General features: G+C 49.5%; 20 protein-coding genes and 1 pseudogene. 7 read left to right on the plus strand and 14 right to left on the minus strand.

What is annotated here, in order from left to right; translation table 11 throughout:
* Positions 1-113 precede the first annotated feature (113 nt).
* Positions 114-287, minus strand: a pseudogene (locus tag TY10_RS21165) (small acid-soluble spore protein H); the annotation flags it as partial.
* Between the two features lie 262 nt (positions 288-549).
* Between TY10_RS21165 and TY10_RS21170 the strand changes: the two are divergent.
* Complete coding sequence (locus TY10_RS21170; RefSeq protein ID WP_042167915.1) at positions 550-2,142, plus strand: hypothetical protein; 1,593 nt, start codon at positions 550-552, stop codon at positions 2,140-2,142.
* Between the two features lie 102 nt (positions 2,143-2,244).
* Here TY10_RS21170 and TY10_RS21175 read toward each other — a convergent pair whose 3' ends face one another.
* The 7 genes from TY10_RS21175 to TY10_RS21205 form a co-directional block, all read right to left on the minus strand.
* On the minus strand, positions 2,245-3,054 hold the full coding sequence (locus tag TY10_RS21175; protein ID WP_042167918.1) for a response regulator transcription factor: 810 nt from the start codon (positions 3,052-3,054) through the stop codon (positions 2,245-2,247).
* Positions 3,026-4,741 (minus strand): sensor histidine kinase, encoded by a 1,716-nt coding sequence (locus TY10_RS21180; RefSeq protein ID WP_238327850.1) that lies wholly within the window; start codon positions 4,739-4,741, stop codon positions 3,026-3,028. Before TY10_RS21180 ends, TY10_RS21175 begins: the two co-directional genes overlap by 29 nt.
* Positions 4,742-4,858: 117 nt before the next feature.
* Positions 4,859-6,514: an ABC transporter permease gene (locus tag TY10_RS21185; RefSeq protein WP_042167923.1), complete on the minus strand. Its 1,656-nt coding sequence runs from the start codon at positions 6,512-6,514 to the stop codon at positions 4,859-4,861.
* The gene (locus TY10_RS21190; RefSeq protein ID WP_042167927.1) at positions 6,511-7,617 is read right to left on the minus strand and encodes an ABC transporter ATP-binding protein; all 1,107 of its coding nucleotides are present in this window, start codon (positions 7,615-7,617) and stop codon (positions 6,511-6,513) included. Before TY10_RS21190 ends, TY10_RS21185 begins: the two co-directional genes overlap by 4 nt.
* Before the next feature lie 40 nt (positions 7,618-7,657).
* Positions 7,658-8,686 (minus strand): ABC transporter substrate-binding protein, encoded by a 1,029-nt coding sequence (locus TY10_RS21195; RefSeq protein ID WP_042167929.1) that lies wholly within the window; start codon positions 8,684-8,686, stop codon positions 7,658-7,660.
* Positions 8,687-8,964: 278 nt separating this feature from the next.
* The gene (locus TY10_RS21200; protein WP_042167932.1) at positions 8,965-10,626 is read right to left on the minus strand and encodes a hypothetical protein; all 1,662 of its coding nucleotides are present in this window, start codon (positions 10,624-10,626) and stop codon (positions 8,965-8,967) included.
* Positions 10,627-10,737: 111 nt separating this feature from the next.
* Positions 10,738-11,499 carry a DUF975 family protein gene (locus tag TY10_RS21205; protein WP_202903212.1) on the minus strand — a complete coding sequence of 254 codons (762 nt, stop codon included), beginning with the start codon at positions 11,497-11,499 and terminating at the stop codon, positions 10,738-10,740.
* Between the two features lie 250 nt (positions 11,500-11,749).
* On the opposite strand from TY10_RS21205, the gene TY10_RS21210 reads away from it, so the two are divergent.
* Genes TY10_RS21210 through TY10_RS21220 form a run of 3 tightly spaced genes read left to right on the plus strand, consistent with a single transcriptional unit; the run spans position 11,750 to position 14,482 of the window.
* The gene (locus TY10_RS21210) at positions 11,750-12,550 is read left to right on the plus strand and encodes an ABC transporter ATP-binding protein (protein WP_238327852.1); all 801 of its coding nucleotides are present in this window, start codon (positions 11,750-11,752) and stop codon (positions 12,548-12,550) included.
* Entirely contained in the window at positions 12,519-13,343 is an 825-nt protein-coding gene (locus TY10_RS21215) for an ABC transporter permease (RefSeq protein ID WP_052350687.1), read from the plus strand. The genes TY10_RS21210 and TY10_RS21215 overlap by 32 nt, the downstream gene beginning before the upstream one ends.
* A 23-nt stretch (positions 13,344-13,366) precedes the next feature.
* Positions 13,367-14,482 carry an ABC transporter substrate-binding protein gene (locus tag TY10_RS21220; RefSeq protein ID WP_042167939.1) on the plus strand — a complete coding sequence of 372 codons (1,116 nt, stop codon included), beginning with the start codon at positions 13,367-13,369 and terminating at the stop codon, positions 14,480-14,482.
* A 73-nt stretch (positions 14,483-14,555) separates the two neighbouring features.
* On the opposite strand, the gene TY10_RS21225 is transcribed toward TY10_RS21220, so the two are convergent.
* The 6 genes from TY10_RS21225 to TY10_RS21250 all read right to left on the minus strand — a co-directional run bounded on the left by TY10_RS21225 (position 14,556) and on the right by TY10_RS21250 (position 21,556).
* Entirely contained in the window at positions 14,556-15,371 is an 816-nt protein-coding gene (locus TY10_RS21225) for a cupin domain-containing protein (RefSeq protein ID WP_042167942.1), read from the minus strand.
* Between the two features lie 97 nt (positions 15,372-15,468).
* A complete protein-coding gene (locus TY10_RS21230) occupies positions 15,469-16,887 on the minus strand; it encodes a dihydroorotase (RefSeq protein ID WP_042167945.1) in 1,419 nt (472 codons plus the stop codon).
* Positions 16,884-17,993 carry an acyl-CoA dehydrogenase family protein gene (locus TY10_RS21235; protein WP_052350688.1) on the minus strand — a complete coding sequence of 370 codons (1,110 nt, stop codon included), beginning with the start codon at positions 17,991-17,993 and terminating at the stop codon, positions 16,884-16,886. The genes TY10_RS21230 and TY10_RS21235 overlap by 4 nt, the downstream gene beginning before the upstream one ends.
* Positions 17,963-19,006, minus strand: a complete 1,044-nt coding sequence (locus TY10_RS21240) for a PrpF domain-containing protein (RefSeq protein ID WP_042167947.1) — start codon at positions 19,004-19,006, stop codon at positions 17,963-17,965. Before TY10_RS21240 ends, TY10_RS21235 begins: the two co-directional genes overlap by 31 nt.
* Positions 19,007-19,011: 5 nt before the next feature.
* A complete protein-coding gene (asnB, locus tag TY10_RS21245) occupies positions 19,012-20,826 on the minus strand; it encodes an asparagine synthase (glutamine-hydrolyzing) (protein ID WP_042167949.1) in 1,815 nt (604 codons plus the stop codon).
* A 199-nt stretch (positions 20,827-21,025) separates the two neighbouring features.
* Positions 21,026-21,556 (minus strand): cupin domain-containing protein, encoded by a 531-nt coding sequence (locus TY10_RS21250; protein ID WP_042167951.1) that lies wholly within the window; start codon positions 21,554-21,556, stop codon positions 21,026-21,028.
* 230 nt (positions 21,557-21,786) lie between these two features.
* Between TY10_RS21250 and TY10_RS21255 the strand changes: the two genes are divergently transcribed.
* Genes TY10_RS21255 through TY10_RS21265 form a run of 3 tightly spaced genes read left to right on the plus strand, consistent with a single transcriptional unit; the run spans position 21,787 to position 24,347 of the window.
* On the plus strand, positions 21,787-22,329 hold the full coding sequence (locus TY10_RS21255; RefSeq protein WP_042167953.1) for an NADPH-dependent FMN reductase: 543 nt from the start codon (positions 21,787-21,789) through the stop codon (positions 22,327-22,329).
* 43 nt (positions 22,330-22,372) lie between these two features.
* Complete coding sequence (locus TY10_RS31755) at positions 22,373-23,725, plus strand: purine/pyrimidine permease (protein WP_052350689.1); 1,353 nt, start codon at positions 22,373-22,375, stop codon at positions 23,723-23,725.
* On the plus strand, positions 23,697-24,347 hold the full coding sequence (locus TY10_RS21265; protein ID WP_042167955.1) for a DsbA family oxidoreductase: 651 nt from the start codon (positions 23,697-23,699) through the stop codon (positions 24,345-24,347). The genes TY10_RS31755 and TY10_RS21265 overlap by 29 nt, the downstream gene beginning before the upstream one ends.
* Positions 24,348-24,358 lie beyond the last annotated feature (11 nt).

Here is a 24,358-nt window from a genome sequence, read left to right on the forward strand (position 1 = left end):
AAAGCCGCTCAGCCTCCGGCAAACAGAGTCTAAGCAGCCTTGGCATAGTCTTATGTGTCACTTGGAAGCCTGCATCCCATTTGCTCCACTTCCATTGCCATTTGGGATGAAGGTTCAATGAGGCTTCGCACGGGTACTTCTTGTTCTTGCTCCGGCTGGTCGATGGGATAAATTCTGGCTGTCTCATTCTCCTCATTCACATGCTGAATATAAATCTGAACCCCATTGTATTCCACATTCTCCATAATTGGCGACGCCGCAATTTCCTGTGCCCGCTGGATATTCATCTTATAGAACCTCCTCTAGTGCTGTTAATTGCCCATTACATTTTGTGCGCTAGAGGAAGGCTCTATACAGGGGTTTATAAAAACACTTCAATCATTTAGTGATTTTCCAATTTCACAAATGCAGTATACATATTTTATATTCTTCACACTATCAATTGGATAAATATATTTAATATGATAATATATTCAAAGATTTATATAAATTCAAAGCACAGAAACACCTATTTACCAAATATACTTATTTTGAGGGAGAGAAACGTAGATGAATAAGCTTTTAAAACGGCTAATTGTTGTGACAACCACTATTGTACTGCTTCTGAGCGTGATGCCCTCCGCTTCTGTACGTGCTGAGCAGCAGAAAAAGCCAGCAATTGTTACAGACTATGAGATCCAATTGATTGGGGAGAAGTCGACTTGGAATGCTTACCCTTTAGTAAGGATCGGGAAAACCAATTATGGAGACAGATATACTAGAAAATCGGATGAATATGCTTTTCCTGACTTGAAGTTCAAAATGCCAAGCATCGCCGGCCAGAATAGCAGCGGCAGCTACAAAAATGATGGAAATAAGTTTATATGGAGCGCTTGGGTTATAGAGCAATATTATCAGAATGGCGATCATCTTTATATCCATATCTCATATCCGGCAGGCGACAAACAGCATAATCAATTGTTTGATTTCAATAGTAAAAATAATACAATGAGGCTCGTCAAAAAAACGATTAGCGCAAGTCAAAGCTACACCATGGAGGTTTATCCGCAATCCGATTTATTTTCGGTCAGAACGAAAAGATTATTAAATAGCTTAGATATCTATCATATTAAAACCGGGAAGCTTATTGCTACTGCGGACTATGCTTTCCAGCCATATCCTCTAGTGAAAGGGAGCTTTGGCCACACCTTTAATCGGAAGCCTGCGAGTAATTCGCTCATTATTAACCTAGATGTCAATAAAACAGGCAAAGATAAAACAGGCAAGAGCTTTACTTACAGCGGTAACGACCTTTACGAATTACTCCCTGACGGCAGCAAAAAACAGATTGAATACAGTCAAGTGAATTATTGGGACGCTACAACGGGGTGGACCAATAAAATCGGCAATGTCGTTTATGGCAGTTATTACGATAAGCAAAGCAAAACTTGGTTAATTGGATACAAGACGGGATCAAGCAGCAGCTACAAGCCGCTAACTCAGACAGGCACAGAGTCACGGGTAGATTTCTCCCCCAACTTGAAATACATAATTATTACCGAGTACAAGAAAGATGCGAAGACAGGAAAAAGAACAAACGAATACCGAAGCATAATCGTTGATGGGCAGACGGGAAAAGTGTTGCGAACACTTGGAGCCTATAATCGTAAATATGTTTATTTCATTTATAATTGGAAGTACGGAGACGAACTGGTAGAACTTAACTTCAATAATTATGCAAGGGACGGTTACTTAAACCTTTCCACAGGTATTTTTGTCAGCAAATATAGCGAATGGACGTACTCATACGGCTCCTACTCGGGAGACTTTAGTGAGTTGCTGTCACCTGAGCGGAGTCCAGAAATATTAGTGAATGACACTTTACATGTAAATCTTTCAGCTCCAGGCGTATTTTTGGCAGGAAATTATTTATGGTACTTAAGCGTTAGTGATTTCGCATTGGAGATCGGTGCCAGTGTGTCTGTTGCTGATAAAAAAGTTATTGTGAAGCTGGACAATAAACAATTTACCGTAGATCCGAAGACAATGATAACTTTCCGGAACCGCATATATATCCCTATGCAAGATTTCCGCAAGCTGGGGTTGAAGCTGCAGCTAAACGGCGAAGAACATGTGAAACGTTTCATTTATGATGCCGCTTAATTCTACACTGCCGGGAGGAATCCCGGCAGTTTTTATTTCAACGTTTGTTCTAAAGGGCAAGCCTATAAAAGGAACCCGGCCGGACTGGCTGGCATCCTCCGATCACCCTTTCGTATCTCTGCTTTCCTTCGCTCCCCGACCGAAATTTTCCTGATAATAGCTTGGGGTGCAGCCCGCGTACTTCTTGAATATCGCGATAAAATATTTGTAATCCTTATAGCCTACGTCCGCCGCAATCGCATATACCTTCTCATCGCTGCGCTGAAGCAGTTCCATCGCCTTCTGAATTCGATAGCGACTCAGGAAATCATTGAACGTGTAGGTTGTTTCACTCTTGAACTTTTGGTTCAAATACGTCGCGCTGACCTCCAGCTTCTCCACCAGATCCTTAATGCCGATCTTTTCAGCATAATGCTCCTGCACATATTGGATCATCTTCGATACGTAACGGGACGACTTCCCAGGCAGCTTAACGACCGAAGCCTGCAGCGACTCCCCGGCACCATTCCCCGCCGTCTTCATCGCCGCATATTGACGCTTCATCTCTACCTGGCTCTTGGCGCGGTTCAAGGCTGCGAGCAGCTGCTCCTGCTCAAGCGGCTTAAGCAAATATTCAGTAACGCCTAGCCGGATTGCTTCTTTGGCGAGCCGGAACTCATCATAGCCGGATAGAATAATATAGCTGCAAGCAGCCTCATCTACACTTCGCTCGATCATCGTTATTCCATCCATTAATGGCATATTAACATCCACAATGACGATATCCGGCCGCAAAGCCTGAATCTGACGAAGACCGTCTTCACCGTTCTCTGCTTCACCGACTACGATGCAGTCTGCCCCCACCCAGTCAAAGGTGAACCGCAGTCCTTTGCGTATCATCTCCTCATCTTCCACCAGCAGTACCTTGAACATCCGCATCCTCCTTCAGATAAGGCAATACAAACGTAACCGTCGTCCCTTCCCCTTCAACGCTGTCAATCTGAATGCCATAGCGTTCTCCATACATGAGGACGAGCCTGCGATGCAGATTATGCAAGCCAATATGAGGCGCGCGGTTATCCTGTGAGAGCATGATGGCACGCACTTCCTCCAGCCGTTCCCTGCTCATCCCGCCGCCATCATCCTTGACCTCAATAATAAGATCAGCAGCTTTGACATAGCCAACCACCGTAATGGCGACCGACTGGCGCTGGCGGTAGCCATATTTGATCGCATTCTCAATGACGGGCTGCAGCATCAGTCTCGGAACCAGAGCGGCCTTCGCCGCTTCTCCGACCTTCTCTTGATAGCGAAGCCTGTCCTTGAATCTCATCTGCTGCAGCTTCATGTAGCCCGCTATATATTCAAGATCATTGCCAAGGACGACTTGGTCCCGCTCATTGCCAATGCTATAGCGCAAGTGCCGGGAGAGCGTCAATACGATATCCTGAGCAAGCTTGTCGTCTACGACAATCGCATACCGCAGCATCTCCAGCACATTAAATATAAAATGCGGGTGGAATTGCGATTGCAGATGCTTCACCTCGATGACTCTGCGCAAGTCGGAAAGCTCCTCGTTTTTCGCTACAAGCTCGTTCAACCGCCGCAGCATCAAGTTGTATTGATTCGCAAGCGTCTCGAATTCATCGCCTGTTCCGATATAGACATACGATTCCATATTGCCCGACTGCAGCTCCCTGACGGCAAAGGTCAGTTTGTCCATCGCGCGGGACTGGCGATTGGAGATAATCCGGGCCGAATACCGGATCAATATCCATAACAGCAAGCTGGCAAGGGCAAAAAATACGGCCAGCGATAAATAAGCGGCATGATTCCATTGCGCTGCGCTTAACGTATATATTTTCCACTGGGAGGCAGGCACATAGGTTTCCTTACTGTAATATCGCCCTTTGTCGATCCACACATAACCCTTCGAATCTCTAGCTAGGCTATACTTGTTCATCAGCCCGCGCGTCAGATTGTTCGTTGTAGCGATAATGTTATGATAAGAATCAGTGACGACAGCGATTTCATTGTTTTGCACAAAAATCAGCTTCTGAAAGTCTTCTTCATACAGCTGGTAGATCAGATAGCCGATTACTGTCTCGCCATGCCGGATTTCTTTGGCAAAGGTATAGGCCGTATAACGGTCGTGAGAGAAGCGAAGATGGTTCGTCTCGGCAAGTGTAGACAGGCTTTGCCGATACATTCTGCGGGCAATAGTCTGTAACGCGAGATCCGTAGCATCGGAGCTATAATTGGCTGAGGAAGCGAGCATGTTCCCGTCCGTACCGACGATATGCATAATACTTTTTACCCGCTGGCGGTTGTTGAAGTCGTAGAACCGTTCGAACACTTCCGGACCGTTGCGGCGCGACTCCACGAAGGAAATAACAGTACCCAGCTCAGCAGCCTCATCCATTTCCTCTAGGTAAGAGGCATAGACCTCCTCTACAGCCGTCTTAATCTTCTTGCCCGCATCCGTCGTCTGGCCAATTAGCAGCAAGCGTGAATTGACCATCATAAATAATAGAAACAATACGAATAGAATCGATATCGGCACGAGGGTATGAAGCAGGAACATCCGGCGCAGCGAATCCTTGAAACTCCCTTTAGCCATCATGTCTCCCCCTTCATGTATCCTATTATCTTATCCGACATTCCATAAATGTGAAACAGCCTGCCTTCGCCATATGGACAAAAGGCCGGAACCCGCTTGCGCGAGCCCGGTCTGGACTTACATCGTAACTTCTTTTTTGCCCGACAGCTTGAAGAACAGCAGCAAGGACAGGACAGTAATGGCTGTCAATAATGTTGATAAGGCAGCCGCTACACCGTAATTGCCGCGTACAACCTCCGTATACACCGCAACGGTCATCGTTCGGGTGTTCCCGGTATACAGAATGATGGAGGTACTCAATTCCGTTATAATACTGATCCAGCTAATGATTGCGCCAGCGAAGACGCCGGATATCATCATTGGAACTGTAATTTTGAAAAAGGTCCTCATTGTCGAAGCACCGAGGCTAATCGCTGCCTCTTCGATACTGTCATTCACCTGATGAAGGACAGCTGCGCTGGACCGGATCGTATAAGGCAAACGCCGGATGACAAATGCCGCAATTAGAATAACGGCTGTTCCGCTCAGTACAAGCGGCTGCTTGTTGAATGTAACCAATAGCGCGATGCCTAGAATGGAGCCCGGTACAATATAAGGAAGCATGGTGAAGGTATCCAGCAGATTGGCAACAGCTCCCTTGCGCTTCACCGTTACATAGGCAATCAGTACAGCAGCCAGCGTAATAATGACGATCGTAATGCCGGCCATGATAAAGGTATTATAGATGGAATCGCCCACCTTGGCGAAAGCTGCACGATAACTGTCCAAGGAGTAACCGTCGACGAAGATTTTACCCGACGTTTTCTGGAAGGACGTGTAGGCTACATAAGCTTGCGGCATCATCGCCAAAATCGTGAACAGATAAACGTACACATGCGCTGCCGCATTAGCGATACCCTTCAGTTTCTTGGGCTCAATCGGATTCAGAGCGCTCATGCTGTAGGACTTGCGGTTCGCGACAAACTTCTGCAGCAGGAATACAGCAGTGGCGAACAAGACGACAATGACGCTTATCGCCGCGGCAAAGCCATCATCGCCGCCAACCTCGCTTATAAATTCGTTGAAGATCAATACAGGCACTGTACGGTAGCCCTCACCGATCAGCATCGGCGTACCGAAATCCGCGAACGCCCGCATAAAGACGAGCAGACCGCCTGCCAGCAGCGTTGGCGTAATTAATGGCACGAGAATCTTCCACATTTTCCGAAGACCCGTGCAGTTCATGCTTTCCGCAGCCTCCATAAGGGAGTTATCGACATTTTTCAATGCTCCCGATACATACATGAAGATCAGCGGCGACAACTGCAGCGTCAGTACAAGCAAAATGCCGGAGAAGCCATAAATATCAGGCATACGGAAACCAAATACGTCAAAGATGAAGTTGGTAATGACACCGTTGCGCCCAAGCAGCAAAATCCAGGCATACGCTCCGATAAACGGAGCCGACATCGACGAAATCAATATGAGAATGCGCACCGTTCCGCTGCCCTTGATTTTGGCAATGGTCATAATATAAGCAAGCGGGCCAGCCACCAGCATCGAAAGCACTGTGACGCTTACCGTTACCTTTATACTGTTCCAAACGGCGTTCATATAGTAGGCTTTGCTAAAAAATTTAGTGAAATAAGCCAAGGAAAAATCGCCTGTTGTACCGTCAAAAAAGCTTTTAATTAACAGCATGAATAATGGCAAAGCCAGAAAGATCATATACCCTGCAAAAATAACAAACGTAATCAGCGACCAAATATCCCACCGTTTCATGCGGCCGGTCATATTCTCGTCCCCCGATTCAAATTGCGCTCCCCGGATGCGTCATAAACATTAATCGTTTCTGAAAGGATAGCCAGACGAACGGTCTGCCCGATATTCACCTCGTCATTAGCAGCGGATTGCTGAATAATCTCAACTTCTTGCCCATTGTCGAGCTTTACGACAAGATGTGTATTCAAGCCTAAGAAAACATTATTGACAACCTTGCCCGCCAGCCCCCTGCCATCCTCAGACAATACAAATTCCTCTGGTCTGACTGAAATCCGGACTGCAACGGATTCTCCAGGCTTCACTTGCGATTGCAGCGCCAGCATTGGCAGTGAATAATCGCGGCCGACCACTACGGAGGCTTCGCCGTCCGTCCCGATTTCCAGCTTGGCGTCGATCACATTCGTTCTTCCGATGAAGGTTGCCACGAATAAATTGGCAGGACGCTGGTAAATATCTCTTGGTGAGCCAACTTGCTGAATAACGCCCGATTTCATAACCGCAATGCGATCGGATACAGCCATCGCTTCTTCCTGATCATGCGTGACATAGACCGTCGTGATCCCTACTTCACGTTGAATGGACTTAATCGCATTACGCATATCTACGCGAAGCTGTGCATCCAGATTGGAAAGCGGTTCGTCCATCAGCAATACGTCCGGATTAATAACGATAGCCCTTGCAAGCGCCACACGCTGCTGCTGTCCGCCCGACAGATTTTTGGGCATTCTGTCTTTGTAAATATCGATTTTTACTGTATTTAAAATATCGCTGACTCTTCGCTGCTGATCCGCTTTGCTCACCTTGCGGTTTTGCAGCCCGAACGCAACGTTCTCCGATACGTTCAGATGAGGAAAGATCGCATAGTTTTGAAACACCATGCCGATGTTCCGCTTCCCTGGCGGGACGTCATTCATTACTTTCTCGTTAAAGGCAAGAGCTCCGCCTTCTATGCTGTTAAAGCCTGCCACCATACGAAGCAACGTTGTTTTCCCGCAGCCCGAAGGACCCAGAAGGGTGAAAAACTCACCCTTCTGAATATCCAAGGAAAGCTCGGGGATAACAGTAGTGTCGCCATATTTTTTCACGATTTCTTGGAAGGATATCGCAACGCTCATGATGTACACCCGCTTTCTGATTGATCAATCATTCTCATTATTATTTCGCGATTTTTGTGAACAGGTCCGTGTAACGCTCTACGATAGCCGGTTTATTGGCCGCTACGTAAGCTACATCTTCTTGGATCACATTGATTTTATCGATTGGTGTCATGAAGTCTCCAATTGCAGCGTCAGTGCGGAGTGGACGATTCGTCGTTTCCTGTCCTAACGCATCTTGGCCTTCTTTGGAGATGAGGAAGTCGATGAATTTCTTCGCATTCTCCTGGTTTTTGGAGCCTTTAACGATTCCCGCTACGGCATCCAGGAATACTGCGCCTTCCTTCGGATACACAACCTTCACAGGAGCGCCATCCTTCACATAGCTGACTGCCGGATCTTCGTAAGTCAATGCCACGACATATTCGCCGTCGGCAACGCTCTTATGCGCTTTGCTGGAGCCGCCTGCAATTTTACCATCCAAATTCTCGAGCAGCTTGGCAACATAATCCCAGCCTGCATCGGAATCGTAGTCTCCACCCATTGCTTTCAGCATGTTCGTCAATTGCGCAAACGCCGAGCTGGAGTTAGAAGGATCAGCCATTGCGATCTTGCCCTTCAGCGCCGGATTAAGCAGATCCTCGTAGCCGTTAATTTGAATGTCGCCCGCCAGATTGGTGTTAACCAGCAAGACGCTGCCGTCTGATACATACGGAGTCATGAAGCCTGTTGTATTGGAATGTCCTTCGACTAAGTCTTTGTCGTTGGGGGATACATACTTTTCGAATAAATCCGCATTGTCGTGAAAGAGTGCGAAAGCTCCACCAAACATGACGTCAGCATAAGGATTCGATTTTTCCGACTGGATACGCTTGATCAGCTCACCGCTTCCCGCCGATACCAGTTCTACCGTAATACCTGTCTGTTTCTCGAAGGACGGAATAAGAGCATTGATCATTGCTTCGCTGTTCGGCGTGTAAATAACCAGTTTATTCGAGCTGCCCGATGTGTCCGATTTGCCTCCTCCACATGCCGCCAGTACAGCCACCAACATTGTAAGCATTATTAACGTACTCAACCACTTTTTCATAACCCCTTCACCCCTCATCTGAATGTAACTTTATTTTATCAGTTTGTAAGCGCATTAAAATCCTATTATTCAACAGAATCATCTAAAATTCGCAACTAATTTACTTAATAGGTCATTATACATAACATAAAGGTATCATTAAATTCTTGAAAACCTGCTTCTCTTGTCTATTATTTGTTCGCAAGCATGCGGGTAAACAAAAGAAAAGCCAGGATCTTGTTTGATCCGGGCTTTTCTTAATAGAAGGTAATGAACTTATCGGCTCCCTATAAATTGCTTCACGGATGATTGGCCTTAATCCTTGCGATCTCATCCTTCAGCCCCAAGCTTTTCATCTCGTTTACAATGGCTTTACCAATGCCGGCTTCATGATAAACGAACTGTTCCAGGTTTAAATGATAGTCCCGGAATAACGCAAGCTTTGACGCATATGTAGCATTGCTCAAAAATGTCTCCAATTCTCTCTTGCCAATATCCTCGTCAAGCACTATTGTTGTATGCTGCCGCCCTGCATCCTTCGGATGCTCATTCAATATCCCTAGTTCATCTTGTGTCGGAACGATGATTCGCTCCTTTCGATCGGCTCTCACTTTCTCTGAATACGTATATGGATCTTGAATGACAGGCGGATGCAGCCTTTCCTCCAGCCTTTCCCGTACTATCCGGCCGTTCTCTAAGTCCTCTGGCGTGCTTTCATATTCAGATATTACCTTAAGATAGTCTTGCTCATTCTGATATCCCATATAAAGCAGACTGGAATCTATCATGACAATACGAATAAATTCACGGATGTTATTCGCAACGACTACAGCAGGCCGGTCAAAATCCATAGGGGACACCAGTACAATTGGTGCCACTTCCAAATCTGTCACCATACCGAAATCAGTCAAAAATCCGTAATGTATTCCGTCCATTCCTGTTGTACCGAATGCAACGACATCCATAGGCGTGTTGAAATAGCCGCTAAGGCCATCCATGAGATAGAATCCAAGTACATTTTCGGCACCATATCCTTCTTGCTCGAGCTCCTGATTTAACTCATTTAGTGCACGCAGTGTCGCAGGCTGATCGTACTTCCCGTAATTCACCCGCATACTCTCTTTATCAGATAACTCAGGCTCATCTTCCTCGTAGACATTCCATTCATCGTCATCACTATCATCTATCTCTTCTGTAGAAATGTTAATGGTATGGGCATCTTCATCCCATGCCACTTCCGTATCCGTGATCGACCCTAAATAATACATAGGTACATATAAGATGCCGTCCACCATCCGAAGATTTGGCTCTTCCTGTAGTTGCAAAAAGTGGCTTAAACTAGAGTCCGGCGTGTGATAAGTAATCGTGATTTTGCCAGATGACATTTCAAACTCCCAGCCCATCTGCTCTAACGTATCCTTCATAGGCAAAAATCGCTTTCTCCCATCTACGATCACCGGTTTACTGGGCTTAAGAAATTTGCCGTCAAATTTAACATGAATTTGCTGATCACCCGTCTTTATGTTCGTCATTTCAAAGCTTTGTTGTTCCCCATTGTAATAGACGTCTATGGAGCTTGGTTCTTTACTGATTAGAAAATTCGCAGCAAACCTATGCTTTACTTCATTATCATTATTGGCGTTGACGTCATTAATGCGGATTTTCACAACCCCGTTATCCTCGACTACATTCATTTTAAATTTATGATATAAGTTCTTATTATCGTTTGGATTGAAGAATAACCAGTACTCATATCTGGTTTCGCTATATTTTTCGTAGAGCAGATGTATGCCCCTTTGTTCATCTAATTTAGCTTTCCAATTCGCAACGGTTACGTTCAATTGCTGTTCACTTTCGATTATCATTGCTTTCACTTTGTTTTCATTTGTATTTAAGAGTATTGCTGCAGCAATACTAGACACAGCTATAATGAATGCTGCTATTATGATTATTTTCCTCAACGGTCGTCTTCTTTCCCCCGCAATCGATGAGCAAGGCCTGCAGCGTAAATCCGCCCTTTCTCAGACTTCTTGCCCACCAATGCATTGGTAAAATGTAAACTCTTATTCGATTTAGAAAACAGGCGTCTGATTCAGTCTCAATTCCTCTTCATTAGTGAAGCCTTTATCCAGCGCCTCTTGACGCAATGCCATGTAAAGCTCAGCCTTTGTAGCATTAATATAAGGAAGTACAAACAGTACGCCAACGAAAAGCGCAAGCGTGCCAAGTAAGATCCAGCCTAAAAAGCTTAAATCAATCACAAAGATATTAAATTTATGGCCCCTAGTCATCTGCCTGCTCAAATCTACCGCACGGCGATAGCCAATGTTCGGATTATCCGCCAAAATGAACGGCACCTGACTGTAGGAGTAGGATTTGATGATACCCGGAATAACGAGGAGCAGTGACCATAGGAAGGTCAGAAAACCGCGCCAGAGCATCGCTTTCACAATATCCAAATATCTGAGTTTATTGAATGCATACATTAAATGATTAAGATTCACTTCTCGCTCTGCTGATCCCTTGAAATAACGCATCGCACCGGCCTCAAACGGAAAACCGAGGAAAATCCGAAAAGCCATTGCAAATAAAAAGATAACGATAAAAATGACAATAATGATAGCAAGAATCGGCCCGAGTATCGCCCACTCTAAATCCCCGTCAATCAAGTTGAATTCATCAATAGTGCTTGATGATCCGAAATTAAAGTTCGGAGGACTGACGCTTCCGCCGACAACTGCCAGTATAATACTGACTAAAAATGCCTTCCAATACGAAGTCCGCAGCACCTCCTTTGCCCTCTTCTTCAATTCTTTACGATCCCACATTGACATCCCTCTCTCCTTATTACTTTGTTGTTCATCTTACAATAGATACCATAATTAATATAGTACTAGCAGTCATAAATCATTCTAGTTATGTGATCAAGCACTCCGAATTCAGCCCTATGTATTGCATAAAAGCTATTGATTATATAGCCAAATTGGTATTGGATTGCAGCATTCATCACTGGTACATTAGTAGCAATATATAACATATCTCATTGGAATAGTATGAATTTAAATGGAAGGAGTAGATCGAACGTTGCATGAGCTTGCTCCGATTTTGTCGATTGAAGGCGTAACCGTGGCCTTCAGAAGTCCCGGACAATCCGAGGACAGAATTGTCCTGAACCGTCTGCAGCTTTCCGTAGAGGCTGGGCAATTCATTTGTCTTCTCGGGCCAAGCGGCTGCGGGAAGACAACGCTTCTGAATTGCGTCGCCGGATTTCAGCCTTATGCAGGCAATATTTATTTTAACGGTGCACGTATTGAGAAGCCTGGAAAGGAGCGCGGAGTCGTCTTTCAGGAATACGCGCTGTTCCCTTGGTTCACCGTTGAGCAGAATGTAGAGTTCGGCCTGCGGGTGAACGGCGTTTCAGCAGCGGAACGTAAGGAGCTCGCCCGGCATTATATTCGGATGGTAGGTCTCACCGGCTTCGAGAAGCACTATCCGGGCAAGCTGTCGGGAGGCATGAAGCAGCGCGCTGGACTTGCAAGGGTGCTTGCCAATGAGCCGGCCATGCTGCTGATGGATGAACCGTTCGCCGCGCTGGACGAGCAGACCCGCGAGAAGCTGCAGACGGAATTGCTGGGACTCTGGGAGCAGCAGCGCAAAACCTGCTTGTTTGTCACCCATAGCATACAGGAAGCCGTTTATTTGGCCGATCGTGTAATCGTCCTGCAGCCGAACCCTGCACGTATCGCGCTAGACCTGCGTATCGACCTGCCTAGATTGCGAAACCGTCATGACGAAAGGCTGCTTCAATATCAGGCCAGAATTAGCGAAATTTTAAGAGAAGGAGACGCCCCCTATGGAGAACACCTTTCCATCATTACCGCATAAGGAGGTGCTCTCGTCCCCGAATAAACGCCTGAGGTTCTCGCAGCGCAAACCGTGGACGCGTCTACTTATTAAATTATCCGGCCTGTCTATACTGCTGCTTGCTTGGGGGCTCATTACCGGCCTTGGCTACGTAGTACCTGCCCAACTGCCCGGTCCACTAGCGACGCTGCAGACGATGACGCATATGCTTCAGGACGGCTCGCTTGTGCTGCATGCGGCATCCAGCTTGAAGCGTGTTTTTTCGGGATTTCTCGTTGCCTTTGCAATTGCACTTCCGCTTGGACTAATGCTGGGCTCCTCCCGTTTGCTTCGGGATGCGATCAACCCTGTCCTTGAGCTGCTTCGGCCAATACCGCCTCTCGCTTTTATTTCGCTAGCCATCCTGTGGCTCGGAATCGATGAATGGTCGAAAATATCGATCATTATTTACGGCTCCTTCTTCCCTCTCCTCCTTAATATTACAGGGGGAATCAGTCAGGTCGAGCCCGTACATATCCGGGCCGCACAATCGCTTGGTGCCCGCAAACTGCAGATTTTCTGCCACGTCACACTTCGCGCCGCCATTCCGAACATGATGATCGGTATCCGCTCAGGAATGGGCATGGCGTTCATCTGCTTAGTCGGCTCGGAGCTGATCGCAGCGAACGAAGGCCTCGGCTTCCTCATTCAGGAAGGGCGATACATGTTCAAGACTGATCAGGTGCTCGTCGGTATGATTACGATCGGCATCATCGGTTATTTCATTAATTTAGTCATTACCACGCTGGAGAAAATTCTGCTGCGCTGGAAATAAATCATTTTCTGGAGGCCATCACTATGTCTACTAATCGTAAAACGCATTCTTCGCTCTTTATTCTATTGTTCCTTGCACTAACCCTGCTGCTCACGGCTTGCGGAGGCGGAAGCAACAAGCCTGCCGCATCCCCTTCTGACTCGCCTGCTCCTACTGCGGAAGAAAAAGCCGCCGCTACAGCCGCGCCGACCGAACAGCCTAAGCCCGCTCTCGAAACGGCCAGCCTATCCATCGGTACGGCTCGTGATACACAGCTGTCACCACTCATCGTAATCGCGAACGAAGAAGGCTATTTTAAAGAAGAAGGTCTGGAGGTTAAAACCGAGCTGTTCGCGGCCGGCCCGGACGTCATAGCTGCTTTAGGCTCGAAGAGCATCCAGCTTGGCTCCTCCGGCGACATTCCGCCGATTATTGCCAAAGCGTCGGGCCTGCCTATCGAAATCATCGCCCAGCAGGCTGATATATCCGGCGTACAAACCTTAGTCGTCAATTCCGATAAAATCAAAACGCCGGCCGATTTGAACGGGAAGAAAATCGCCTTTGTACCGGGAACCGTATCCGAAGCTTTCTTTCTGCGAATTGTGGAGAAGTACGGCCTCGATTTGAAATCAATCGAATCGTTCAAGATCGGCCCGACTGAATTGCTGCCCGCCTTCCAGGCCGGCAATATTGATGCCTTTTCCATCTGGCAGCCCGTTGCCTTGAACGGTGTCAAAAAGGGCGGCGTTGCCCTACTGACCGGCAAAGAATCACATGTTCCCGGCGAGGAAGGACCGCAGCAGCTCATTAACTCCTATTCCATTCTGATTGGCCATAACGACTTTGTAGCCAAAAACCCGGAGACGGTAAAAGCGGTACTGCGGGCTTTGAACAAATCCGTAGCCTTTATTGAAACGAATCCGGATGCGGCAGCCGCACATATTGGCAAGACGCTGGGACAAGATGCAGCAGACATCACAACCTTAATTGCACTCAACCATTACGCGCTTAATCTAACGCCGGAGCTGGTTACTGCACTGGAGAGCATCTCCAAGTTTTTGCTGGATAACGAAAAGATTAAAGAAGTGCCTGACTTCAAATCCTTTATCAACACCTCTTACTTGAAAGCTGTTGCCCCTGAGCTGGTCACCATTCCTTAACTTAACGGTATAAAAGAAAAAGTTCACCGTTGCCTATCGGCAACGGTGAACTTTTTATGTGCTTAATTATTCCTTATGCCGGATCTACCACTTCCGGAGACACTCCGGCAAACGTATAGAAGCTGGCGTCAAACGGCGTCGGCCCGCCTGTCGTCACAAATCTGGCAGCCCCTTCACCGGTATAGAGATTACGCGTGCCATGGAAGATACCTTGCGGCACATAGAGCAAATCGCCGGCCTCGAACGGCAGCCATTCCCCGTTCAAATGAATTTCCCCTTTGCCCTCTACGCCGATGAACAACTCGCTGGAATGCGGGTGCTGATGAACGGCGAAGCTTTGCCCCGGCTCCTGTATGCCGCAATGCAGCGATAGTCTTGCGCTGCCTGTGCCCGGCCAGAACAGAAAGTTCATATTGGCCGGATTCTCGATCTTTTGCGAAGGATCATTGCCCGTAAAGCCTTTGAGCTGAGTCTCATCGTTGTACAAGTGATTAAACAGTCTTGGATTGGAAGCGGTTGGCGAGCCTTCAGGCAGTACCGTCTGCCAAATGTACAGCGTAACTTCCTCCCCTTGATCGGCCTTTACCTCATAATCAGAACCCGATGGCGCATATAGCGCGGAAGACGGCTCCAGAGCGCTCGTTGCGTCCCCGACGCGGGCACTGCCCTTCCCTTTCCATATAACGCCTACCACTTCTTGCGCTTTTCCTTTCTCGCAGCTGCTCCAAGTGCCGCCTGGTTTAATACGGACGACCAGCCCTTTGACCAGCACCGCTCCTTTCTCTTCATTTACAGGGATGGCGACTAGCAGATCGCCACGATCCTCCCAGTTTAATTCCGACCACCTAATTACCGCGCCTGATGTTAATGAGTTTGCTGCAGTTGTCATCGTTATTCCTCCTCTAAAAATGGTTATATAGGATGGGGCGGCAGGCGGGATCACCCCATCTGCCACCCCGCTGCTCCCGCTCTTGCCGCCGTTATGTTCAGACCAGCACTCCATAGGGACTGCCCGCCGTTTGGGCGAAGGCATTAGGCGCCTCTCGCCGCAGGGATACAGGCTGACCAGCTTCCTCGCCAAATTGTCCTCGCTCATAGACCACTTGCCCTCTTACAATCGTCACTACGGCCTCCCCTTCAAGTTCGGCCCCTTCATAAGCCGACCAGCCGCTGCCCGACAGCACATGAGCGTCAGTGAAGGTCCACTGCTTCTCGTCATCGATAATGAGAAGGTCGGCATCCAGCCCGGGCTCGATGCTGCCCTTCCGATGATCAAGGCCGAACCGGGCTGCTGGCCCTGCGGCAAGCAATTTAGCCACCGTAAGGAGCCTCTCTTCTCTGCTTAATGAAGGGAGAAATCGCTTCAATCCGGTTAGCAGCACAGGCAGCAGTTCTTGGACGCCCGGCAGACCTGGCGGCGCATCATGAAAATCAAAGCTTTTCTCCGCCTTGGAATGAGGCGCATGATCGCTTCCGACTGACGTAATTGTCCCCTGGGCTATCGACTGCCAGAGCCGGTCCCGGTCACGAGGCTCCCGGATGGCAGGGCTTAGCTTGGCCCTTGCTCCGAGCTCCCGTGCACTTGCATGATCGAACCATAATTGATGGGCGGTCGTCTCATACGTAACGGGATACCCTGCCTCCGCAGCCGCATCCAGCAGCTCCGCTTCCTCGGCTGACGATACATGCAGCACATGAATCGATGTCCCATACTTGCGGACAAAACGGAGCGCGCGAGCAACTGCTGTTATCGCACCTATCCGCGGATATACCGATTCATATTCCGATAAATCGGACGGCTCTCCGCGTGATTGCCGGAATAGACGAAGCACAAAGTCATCCTCCGCATGCAGCGTCAGCGGAATGGCCTTATCCGCAGCCAGCCGGAAAATATAGTCGAGCTCCGCATCGTCATCAATAATATGCTTAGCAGTCCGATGTCCGGTAAGGAACAGCTTAATGCTCGCCGCTTCACCGCGTTCCAGCGTCTGAAGCGCCTCTGACTTGCCCGGCACGACCCCGATATGAAAGCCGTAATCGACATAGGATTGACCCTGTACGAGAGCGGACTTTTGCCGCAGCTTATCCACGGTATCGGTGTACGGATTCGTATTGGGCATGTCCAGTACCGTCGTCACACCGCCCGCTGCAGCTGCCTTTGAAGCCGAGTGCCAGTTCTCCTTATGCTCATAACCCGGTGTTCGAAAATGAACATGCGAATCAATAAGCCCCGGCAGCACATACCGTCCTTCTGCGTCGATCGTGCGACCCGACGCTGCTTCTTCGTCTTGGCGCAGCAGCTTCGCGATCTTCCCGTCCAGGATACCGATCTTGCCCTCCAAGATGCGGTCCCGGTAGACAATACGGGCATTGTCGATTACAAGATCAAATGCAGCCCCGCTCATGAAATCAGCTCCCGTCCGATAATTTCTCTAGCCAGCCGGTTCACCGGCCCCATCAACGAGACGGCTCTTGCATCGCGCAGCAGTCGCTCGATTTTTTTTCCGCGCACATATCCGGAGCCGCCGATAATTTGCTGCGCTTCGCGGACGATACGTTCACTGGATTCCGAAGCGAATATTTTGGACTGGTAAGCAATCTGACTAAGCCGGTCGCCTCCCTCCTTCGCCCCCACCTTCTCGACCAGCGCTCGAACTGCTTCAAGCTGCATATGCAGCTCGGACAATGCGGCCTGAAGCACCGGATTGCCCTGCTGTCCTCTGGCCCTCACTTGCTCCAGCGCCAGCTTGTAGGCGGCCTCGCTAATTCCGAGCGACACGGAGCCCAGCGTCAGCCCACATTCGCGAATGCCGTTAATGACAGACGGCGCTCCTCCAAGTGGTCCAATGACCTGTTCACCAGCCACCTCACACTGATGCAGATTAATAAATCCAGTTGAGGAGCCTCGCATTCCGGACAGATTCGTATCTGCATCCGCGGTAATTCCCTGCGAAGTCTCGATAAGGAAAAAGGATTGCCCTGAATTGCCGTACAGCGAGCCGGAGTCGCCTGTGCCTGTCTGGACAAGCACCAAATATAAGTTAGCCAATCCAGCTCCGGTTGTGAACGACTTCACGCCTCCAATAATCCAATTGCCGTCTAAAGTCCGATCCGCAACTGTCGAAATATTCTGTTTATTTGCTCCAGCACCTGTCTCCGACCAAGCCGATGCAGCCAGCCATTGCCCGTTCGCAAGCTTTGGCAAATAATCAGTGCGCTGCTTCACGCTGCCCCATTCCAAAATGCGGGATACGACCGAGAAATGCTGAAAGACGATAATGGCAATTGAAGGATCTACTTCTGCAATGGAAGCGATCAGCCTCCCTGCAAATAAAGAATCATAGCCAAGACCGCCATATTCCTCCGGCACAAGACTGCCCAGCAATCCGGAAGCCTTAAGCGCATCAAGCGACTCCTGCTGCGTCTGCCCCGCATCATCAGCCACAGCGGCGTAACGGTCCAGTTCCTCCAATAACGACTCTATGCGTACACCTTGCGTTGCCACTCCCATTCGTAAGACGCTCCTTTCTTAAACGGTAACGCCCCGAGCAGACGCACGTTTTTCTCGGAAATGCTGCTGTACAGCAGATGGTCGGATAGCTTGCCGCCCGTCGTAGCCGTCGAGATGTAGGTACTTCCGCCTTTCGTATTCACCCTCAGACGGTAACCCGCGGCTAGCGTATCGCCGATCAGCCGGTGAACGATAGTTCCTTCAATGGCAGCCGCTGCACCAATGCAAGCCGCTCCAGTCAGCGCAATCGTCGGGTGCCAAGACGGTATCGATACGCCCCTGAACGCAATCACGCCTGGTTCATAGCTGGCAATAGCCGCCACCTTCGGGAAGACGCCGTCCGGATTCCAGCCCAGCAGCTGCGCCGCAGAGCGGCGAATTGCATGGAGACGCACCAGCGTGTCCTCTCCCGCTTCAAACAATGCCTGCTCCGAATGAATACCGAGCTCCGCGGCATTCACGAACACATACGGGTTGCCGGAAGATGCGAGCGATACTTCATAGTCTCCATATTCTGTGGCTAGCTGGTCAGTCAATGCGCCGGATGGCAGCAGACTGGAGAGCGGCGTTTCACCGTCCACGATGAAATGCGCCGTGCAATTCATACCAGAGCGAACTGCATGGTCAACCTCGCAGACGAGCGAGTCTCCGACGTTCTCCACATATACACGTACGCGTAATCCCGGGCTAGCACTGGGCAGCCAACCCCATTTCATTGCAACCTGTATCGCAGCCAGAATGGAATGTCCGCAGCTGCCCGAATAATCGAAGGTCACGGGATTGCCAGGCACCAGCTGGAAAAACAAATAGTTCAAATCGTACATTGGATGCTTGGACGGACGCAGGACGACATATTTGGAAATCAGCCCGTAAGGCCGTTCTTCATCATCCAAGTTGTCGCTAATATCCTTTAAGATTGGAATAATAGCTTCAGGCGAAGCAGGCAGCTCCGTTCCATCAATAATGATGGAGGATGACACACTGCCTTCGGCATGCGCCAAATACGTTTGCATAGGAATCACCCCTCGAACTGATATTGCTTGGAAGAACCAATTTGAACCTGATACTGACTGATCCACAGCTGGAAAATAACGAGCGACCACAGCGTCAATGCCGTCTTGCCGTCCGGCTGTGTCGCCTGCTTGTGCAGCAGCTTCTCTACTGCCGCCGGACTGAACAGATTATGTCTGCGCAGCGTGTCCCTATCGAGTACCCGCTCCACTGCCTCGAAGAGAGGAAGCCCCTTGCGCATCATGGCGTCGATCGGCAGCGTGAACGGCTGCTTCTTCCGGTTCAGAATTGCATCAGGCAGCTGCCCTTCCGCCGCCCGGTACAGCAGACGTTTCACCTTTCCTTCTCCAATTCGCCAGTCTACAGGCAATTTGCCCGCCAAATCCAGAATGCGCGGCTGGCAAAAAGGAACCCGCACTTCTACAGAATGCGCCATGCTGAGATGGTCCACACGTCTTAGATGATACGAAGGCAGCCGGTATTCCCGCTCGAAATCCAAGATGGCATCCAGTCTGCCCTTCCGGTGATGAGCAGTGCGGAGGCTGTCTGAAATCTGATCCCCGATCGACCCGTTGTCATGAATAAAAGCGCGATAATCCTCGCTGTACAGCTCCTTGCGCAATGCCGGCGAGGCAACGCCAAGCGAAGCAACATAAGGCTTAATCCAATCGTCCGCTGCTTCCGAGGCCTCCAGGAAGCGGTCATAACCAGCGAACATCTCGTCGGCTCCATCGCCGGATACCGTCACCTTGAAGCCGGCCTGATGAACCGCTTCGAATAAAGCATAACTGCTCAATGTGATAGGATCGGCATTCGGCTGCCCTAGCCTCTCGGCCACAAGCGGCAAAATCTTCTCAAAGTCCCGCGGGTCGAAGAGAACCTCATGATGCGTCGTGCCATATCGTTCCGATACTTGTCTGGCATAGATCTTCTCATCCAGCGGCCAATCGCCCACATAAGATAAATTAAAGGAATGAATACCGGCTTGTCGCTGGCTTGCCAGTGCGGTAACGAGGCTGGAATCCAGTCCGCCGCTGTTAATTGTGGATACCGGCACGTCTGCAAGCAGCAGCGCCTGCACCTCGCGGTCAAGCTGTCCCCGAAGCGATACAGCAGCGGAATTAAACTCACCGCCAAGCGGCTCCGATGCAAGCAGCGTCTTCCATCGGCGAATGGCCGGCCGTTCACCAAGCCTTGCTTGGAGCAGCGAGGATGGCGGCAGCGCATAGACACCATCAAACAGCGTCCGTTCTCCGAATACCACCTTTGTCGTCAAATAAAAGTCGACGCCCGGCAGCCATAAGTTTGAGGGTACGCTTCCGAATGCCAGCAGGGATGGCAGCTCTGATGAGAAATAAAGCGCCCTATCCCGTTCATCCCAATAGTAATACAAGGATTTAATGCCAGAAGGATCTGTTGCCAGAGTGAGCACAACCCCCTCCCGTAAATCAATGACCGCAATTGCAAACATACCGTCCAGATAGCGGACAAAGTCCTGTCCGTATTCCGCGTATAGCGCAGGCAGGATTGATCCGTCGCAATGATCCGTAAACGTATAGCCTTTTGCCTCCAGCTTGCTTCTGAGCTCCCGATGATTATAAATTTCACCATTCAATACAATACGAATCGAATCGCCAAGACTGTAAGGCTGCTCGCCCCCGTCAAGTCCGACGATCGCAAGCCGATTATTGCCGATTGCCCAGTTTCTCTCTGCCCATACCGACTGTTGATCGGGGCCGCCTGCCAGCTGCTGATCGGAGACCGCCTTCAGTCGTCCGGGATCGACGTCCACATTTCCAATGTATCCAAATATCCGGCACATCCTAACCACTCCCTCTGTCTTTATTCATTCCAACCTATGAATATGGCCTGCATCTCCCCCTCCAGCCTATCATTTTACAAATTGTTAATCATTTAGTATTCTGGAATGTTCTACAATTTAGACTGTACTCTCCCGCTTCTCAGCCGTCCAATATTACTTAGCCAATCAATCGCATTCTCCGAAAGCTATCATTCCGACTTTAATTGACAACGAATGTCGAATCTTCGACCGGGTATGTAACCGATGAGACCTCGCCCTCAAATAAGCGAACGACAATGAATTGGGGTCTTTCCGACAAGCGGAAGGCATGCGGCCGGTGAGCGGGCACGACAACGACATCTCCAGGCAATGCCGTTAATTCGAAATAGCCGCTTCCCCCTTCGTCTTTTATCGTAAATACGCCTGCTCCGCCAAGTACAATCCGCACTTCATCATCCAGATGATAATGAAGCGAGCCGAATTTCTGCAGCATATCGGGCGTCTGTTCCGACAAGATCACAATGTCCCACTGCTTATAGCCTTTCCGCTCTGCAAAATCCGCAATTGACGGTTCGTAGATCCGAAGCAGTTCCGTCTTTTCCTCATCCGACAGCAGCAGCCTCTCTTCGTACGATGAAGGAGTATGATTCCCCTCCCACCGTTCGTAATACACACCTTGCTCCTCCAGAAAAGAATGCAATTGAACTTCCTTATGCGTCTCCAAACCGCCTAGCAATCGCAGCCCCGCCATATAATTCCTCCTATTCCAATTTGAATTGTTAACTATCATAGTTGGAAATTTTTACCCTGTCAACCAAAAATATAAATGATAGCCTGCAAGCAATAGGTTCATAATTTCTGGTCTATATAATCGATTATGATTTTGGTATTGGAAGTTTTTCTCATTTACTCGTTATAATACTAACACACCCGGAATAGGTGGTTTTAACATCATAAATCAGGATATGGAGCGTGTGACCTATGAGTAAAAATGTACTGTTCATTAGCGGAAGCCCTCGTGCCGGAGCCAACACCAAGGCCGTTGTCAATGTTGTTTACCGTTTGCTCCGGGATAAGCAAGGCAACTCCCAGCTGCTTGATCTTCACCATCATGTACTGCCGCTGTTCAATGGAGATCCCGCTCAGCAAGAGCTGGACTGCGTCACTCAGCTTAGGAAGCTTGCTCAGGAAGCCGATGCTTTTTTCATCGTGACGCCCGAATACCATAACGGTATCAGCGGCGCCCTGAAGAACGCATTGGACTTTCTAAATGGCGACCACTTCAAGGGCAAGCCCGTCGCTATCGCGGCAGCAGCTGGGGGTGGAAAAGGCGGAATCAACGCTCTAAACAACCTGCGTATCGTGCTGCGCGGCCTGCAAGCCAACGTGCTGCCCGCCCAATTTGTTGCCGATCCAGGCCATATTGACCAGCATGGCATCTATATTGACGAAAGCGGCGTTCAGACGCTTCAAGCGCTTGTCCTTGATCTGGCTTCCGCCCTGCAGACGGAAGCCCGCGTATGATTTCCGCCGCCCATTACCGCATCAGCCAAGGGGCTAACCGCTCGTGAGAACGCTGCTGGATTCGCTTCAATGGGCCTTCTTTCTTCTGACAGGCGGTCTTGTGGCACCCATTGTCGTAGCGGCGGCCTTTCAGCTGTCAGATGCCGAGACGATTAGCCTCTTGCAAAGAACGTTGGCCGTTATCGGCGTATCCTCCCTGCTCCAAGTGACACTTGGCCATAAGCTGCCGATTCTGGAGGGCCCTGCCGGTGTATGGTGGGGTGTCTTCATTCTTCTTGCAGCGAACCTTACGCCAGGTGCATCCGGTGCCGAGCTGCTTCGCCAGATGGAGATGGGTTTGCTGCTCGGAGGAGTCATCATTTTGCTGCTGAGCGCTTTTCAAGTTATCCGTTATTTAAAAAAGCTGTTCACTCCGGTCGTTACCGGCACTTATTTGCTGCTGCTCATCTTTCAATTCAGCTCTCCGATCGTGAAAGGTATTCTTGGTGTGGGCTACAAGGACCCTTACATCCATGCGAGTATTGCGGCGCCTGCCATCGCAACTCTTCTTCTGACCTTTCTATGCGGCCGAAGCAAGACGGCGTGGCTGCGCAACTATTCCGCGCTGATTGGGATTGCAGCAGGCTACGGTTTATTTCTGCTTCTTGGTCACATTCCCGCACTGCCTAAACTGCCGGATACGGCTATTCTCATCCCCCAATTATTCGCCTGGGGAGCGCCGCTATTCGATTCAGGCATTACGCTCACAACGCTGGTCATTACGCTTCCGCTGCTCATTAACATGATTGCAGCCATCGTTGTCATGGAGAAGACGATCGGCCTTGAGCCTGCAGACCGTTATCGCCGCTCCGGCATTGTAATGGGCATCAACCAGGTGCTGTCCGGAGCCTTCTCCGCGGTAGGCTGCGTGTCCAACTCTCATACTGCCGGCTTTGTCGCATCCACCAGAATGACCAAGAGACTGCCTTTCATCATCGGTTGCCTGCTGTTGATAGTTGCCGGCTTCTTCCCGTTTCTAACCGCAGCGCTTGCGTCCGTTCCTGTACCCGTAGCATTCGCCGTTATCTTTTATTCGTTCGCGCATCTGCTGTCCGCCGGCCTGAAGGAGCTTGGCGCGATTTTGCAAAATGAGAAAAAGCTGACCATCGTCGCCTTTTCCTTGTTCGCTGGTGTTGGAAGCATGTTCATTCCTGCGGCAAGCCTTGCGGTACTGCCGGATGTACTGAAGCCCATTCTGAACAATGGACTGGTTGTCGGCGTGCTGGCATCCATTCTGCTTGAGCAGGCATGGCAATTTAAAGACTCTCTATCATCAGGCTCCGGTTTTAGGAGACGCAAACATCCACTTATCGAAAGGAGCACCGGCCATGCCGTTAACGATCAAAGTGTACTCTGATTATGTCTGTCCATTCTGCTTGCTGGCGGATGGCGAGCTGAAAGCAGCGGCGGCAGAACGGGACGTAACCATTGAACATCTCCCCTTCGAGCTGAGGCCTTATCCTGCGCCTACGCTTCGGCCCGAGGACAGCTATATGCAAACGAGCTGGAGAGAAAAGGTTTACCCCATTGCGGAGCAGCTCGATATTCCAATCCGAATGCCGTCTCTCTCTCCGCAGCCCTACACGCACTTGGCCTTTGAAGGCTATCAATTCGCCAAAGAAGCTGGCATCGGTGAAGCTTATAATTCGAGAATGTACAAGGCTTTTTTCCAGGACGGCCTCAATATCGGTGATATTGATGTTTTGACGGGACTGGCCGAAGAGTTAGGGTTGAATGGCTCCGCTTATCGCGAGGCGCTGGAGGCCGGAACCTTCCGGGAAGCGCATAAACAGGCGCTGCACCACGCCCTTTATGAAGCTAATATTACTGCAGCGCCGACTTACGTTATCGGAAACACCACAGTCAAGTGGCTTCTATATAAGGAGCAGTTTCTCGAAGCGATCGATGCCGAATTGAAAAAACAGCGGCTGGAGCAATGGAGTACCGGCATTAGCTGTACCATTGACGGCTGTTCCTAACTAAATAGAGA

The organism is Paenibacillus gorillae, assembly GCF_000513275.1.
GTDB classification, from domain to species: domain Bacteria; phylum Bacillota; class Bacilli; order Paenibacillales; family Paenibacillaceae; genus Pristimantibacillus; species Pristimantibacillus gorillae.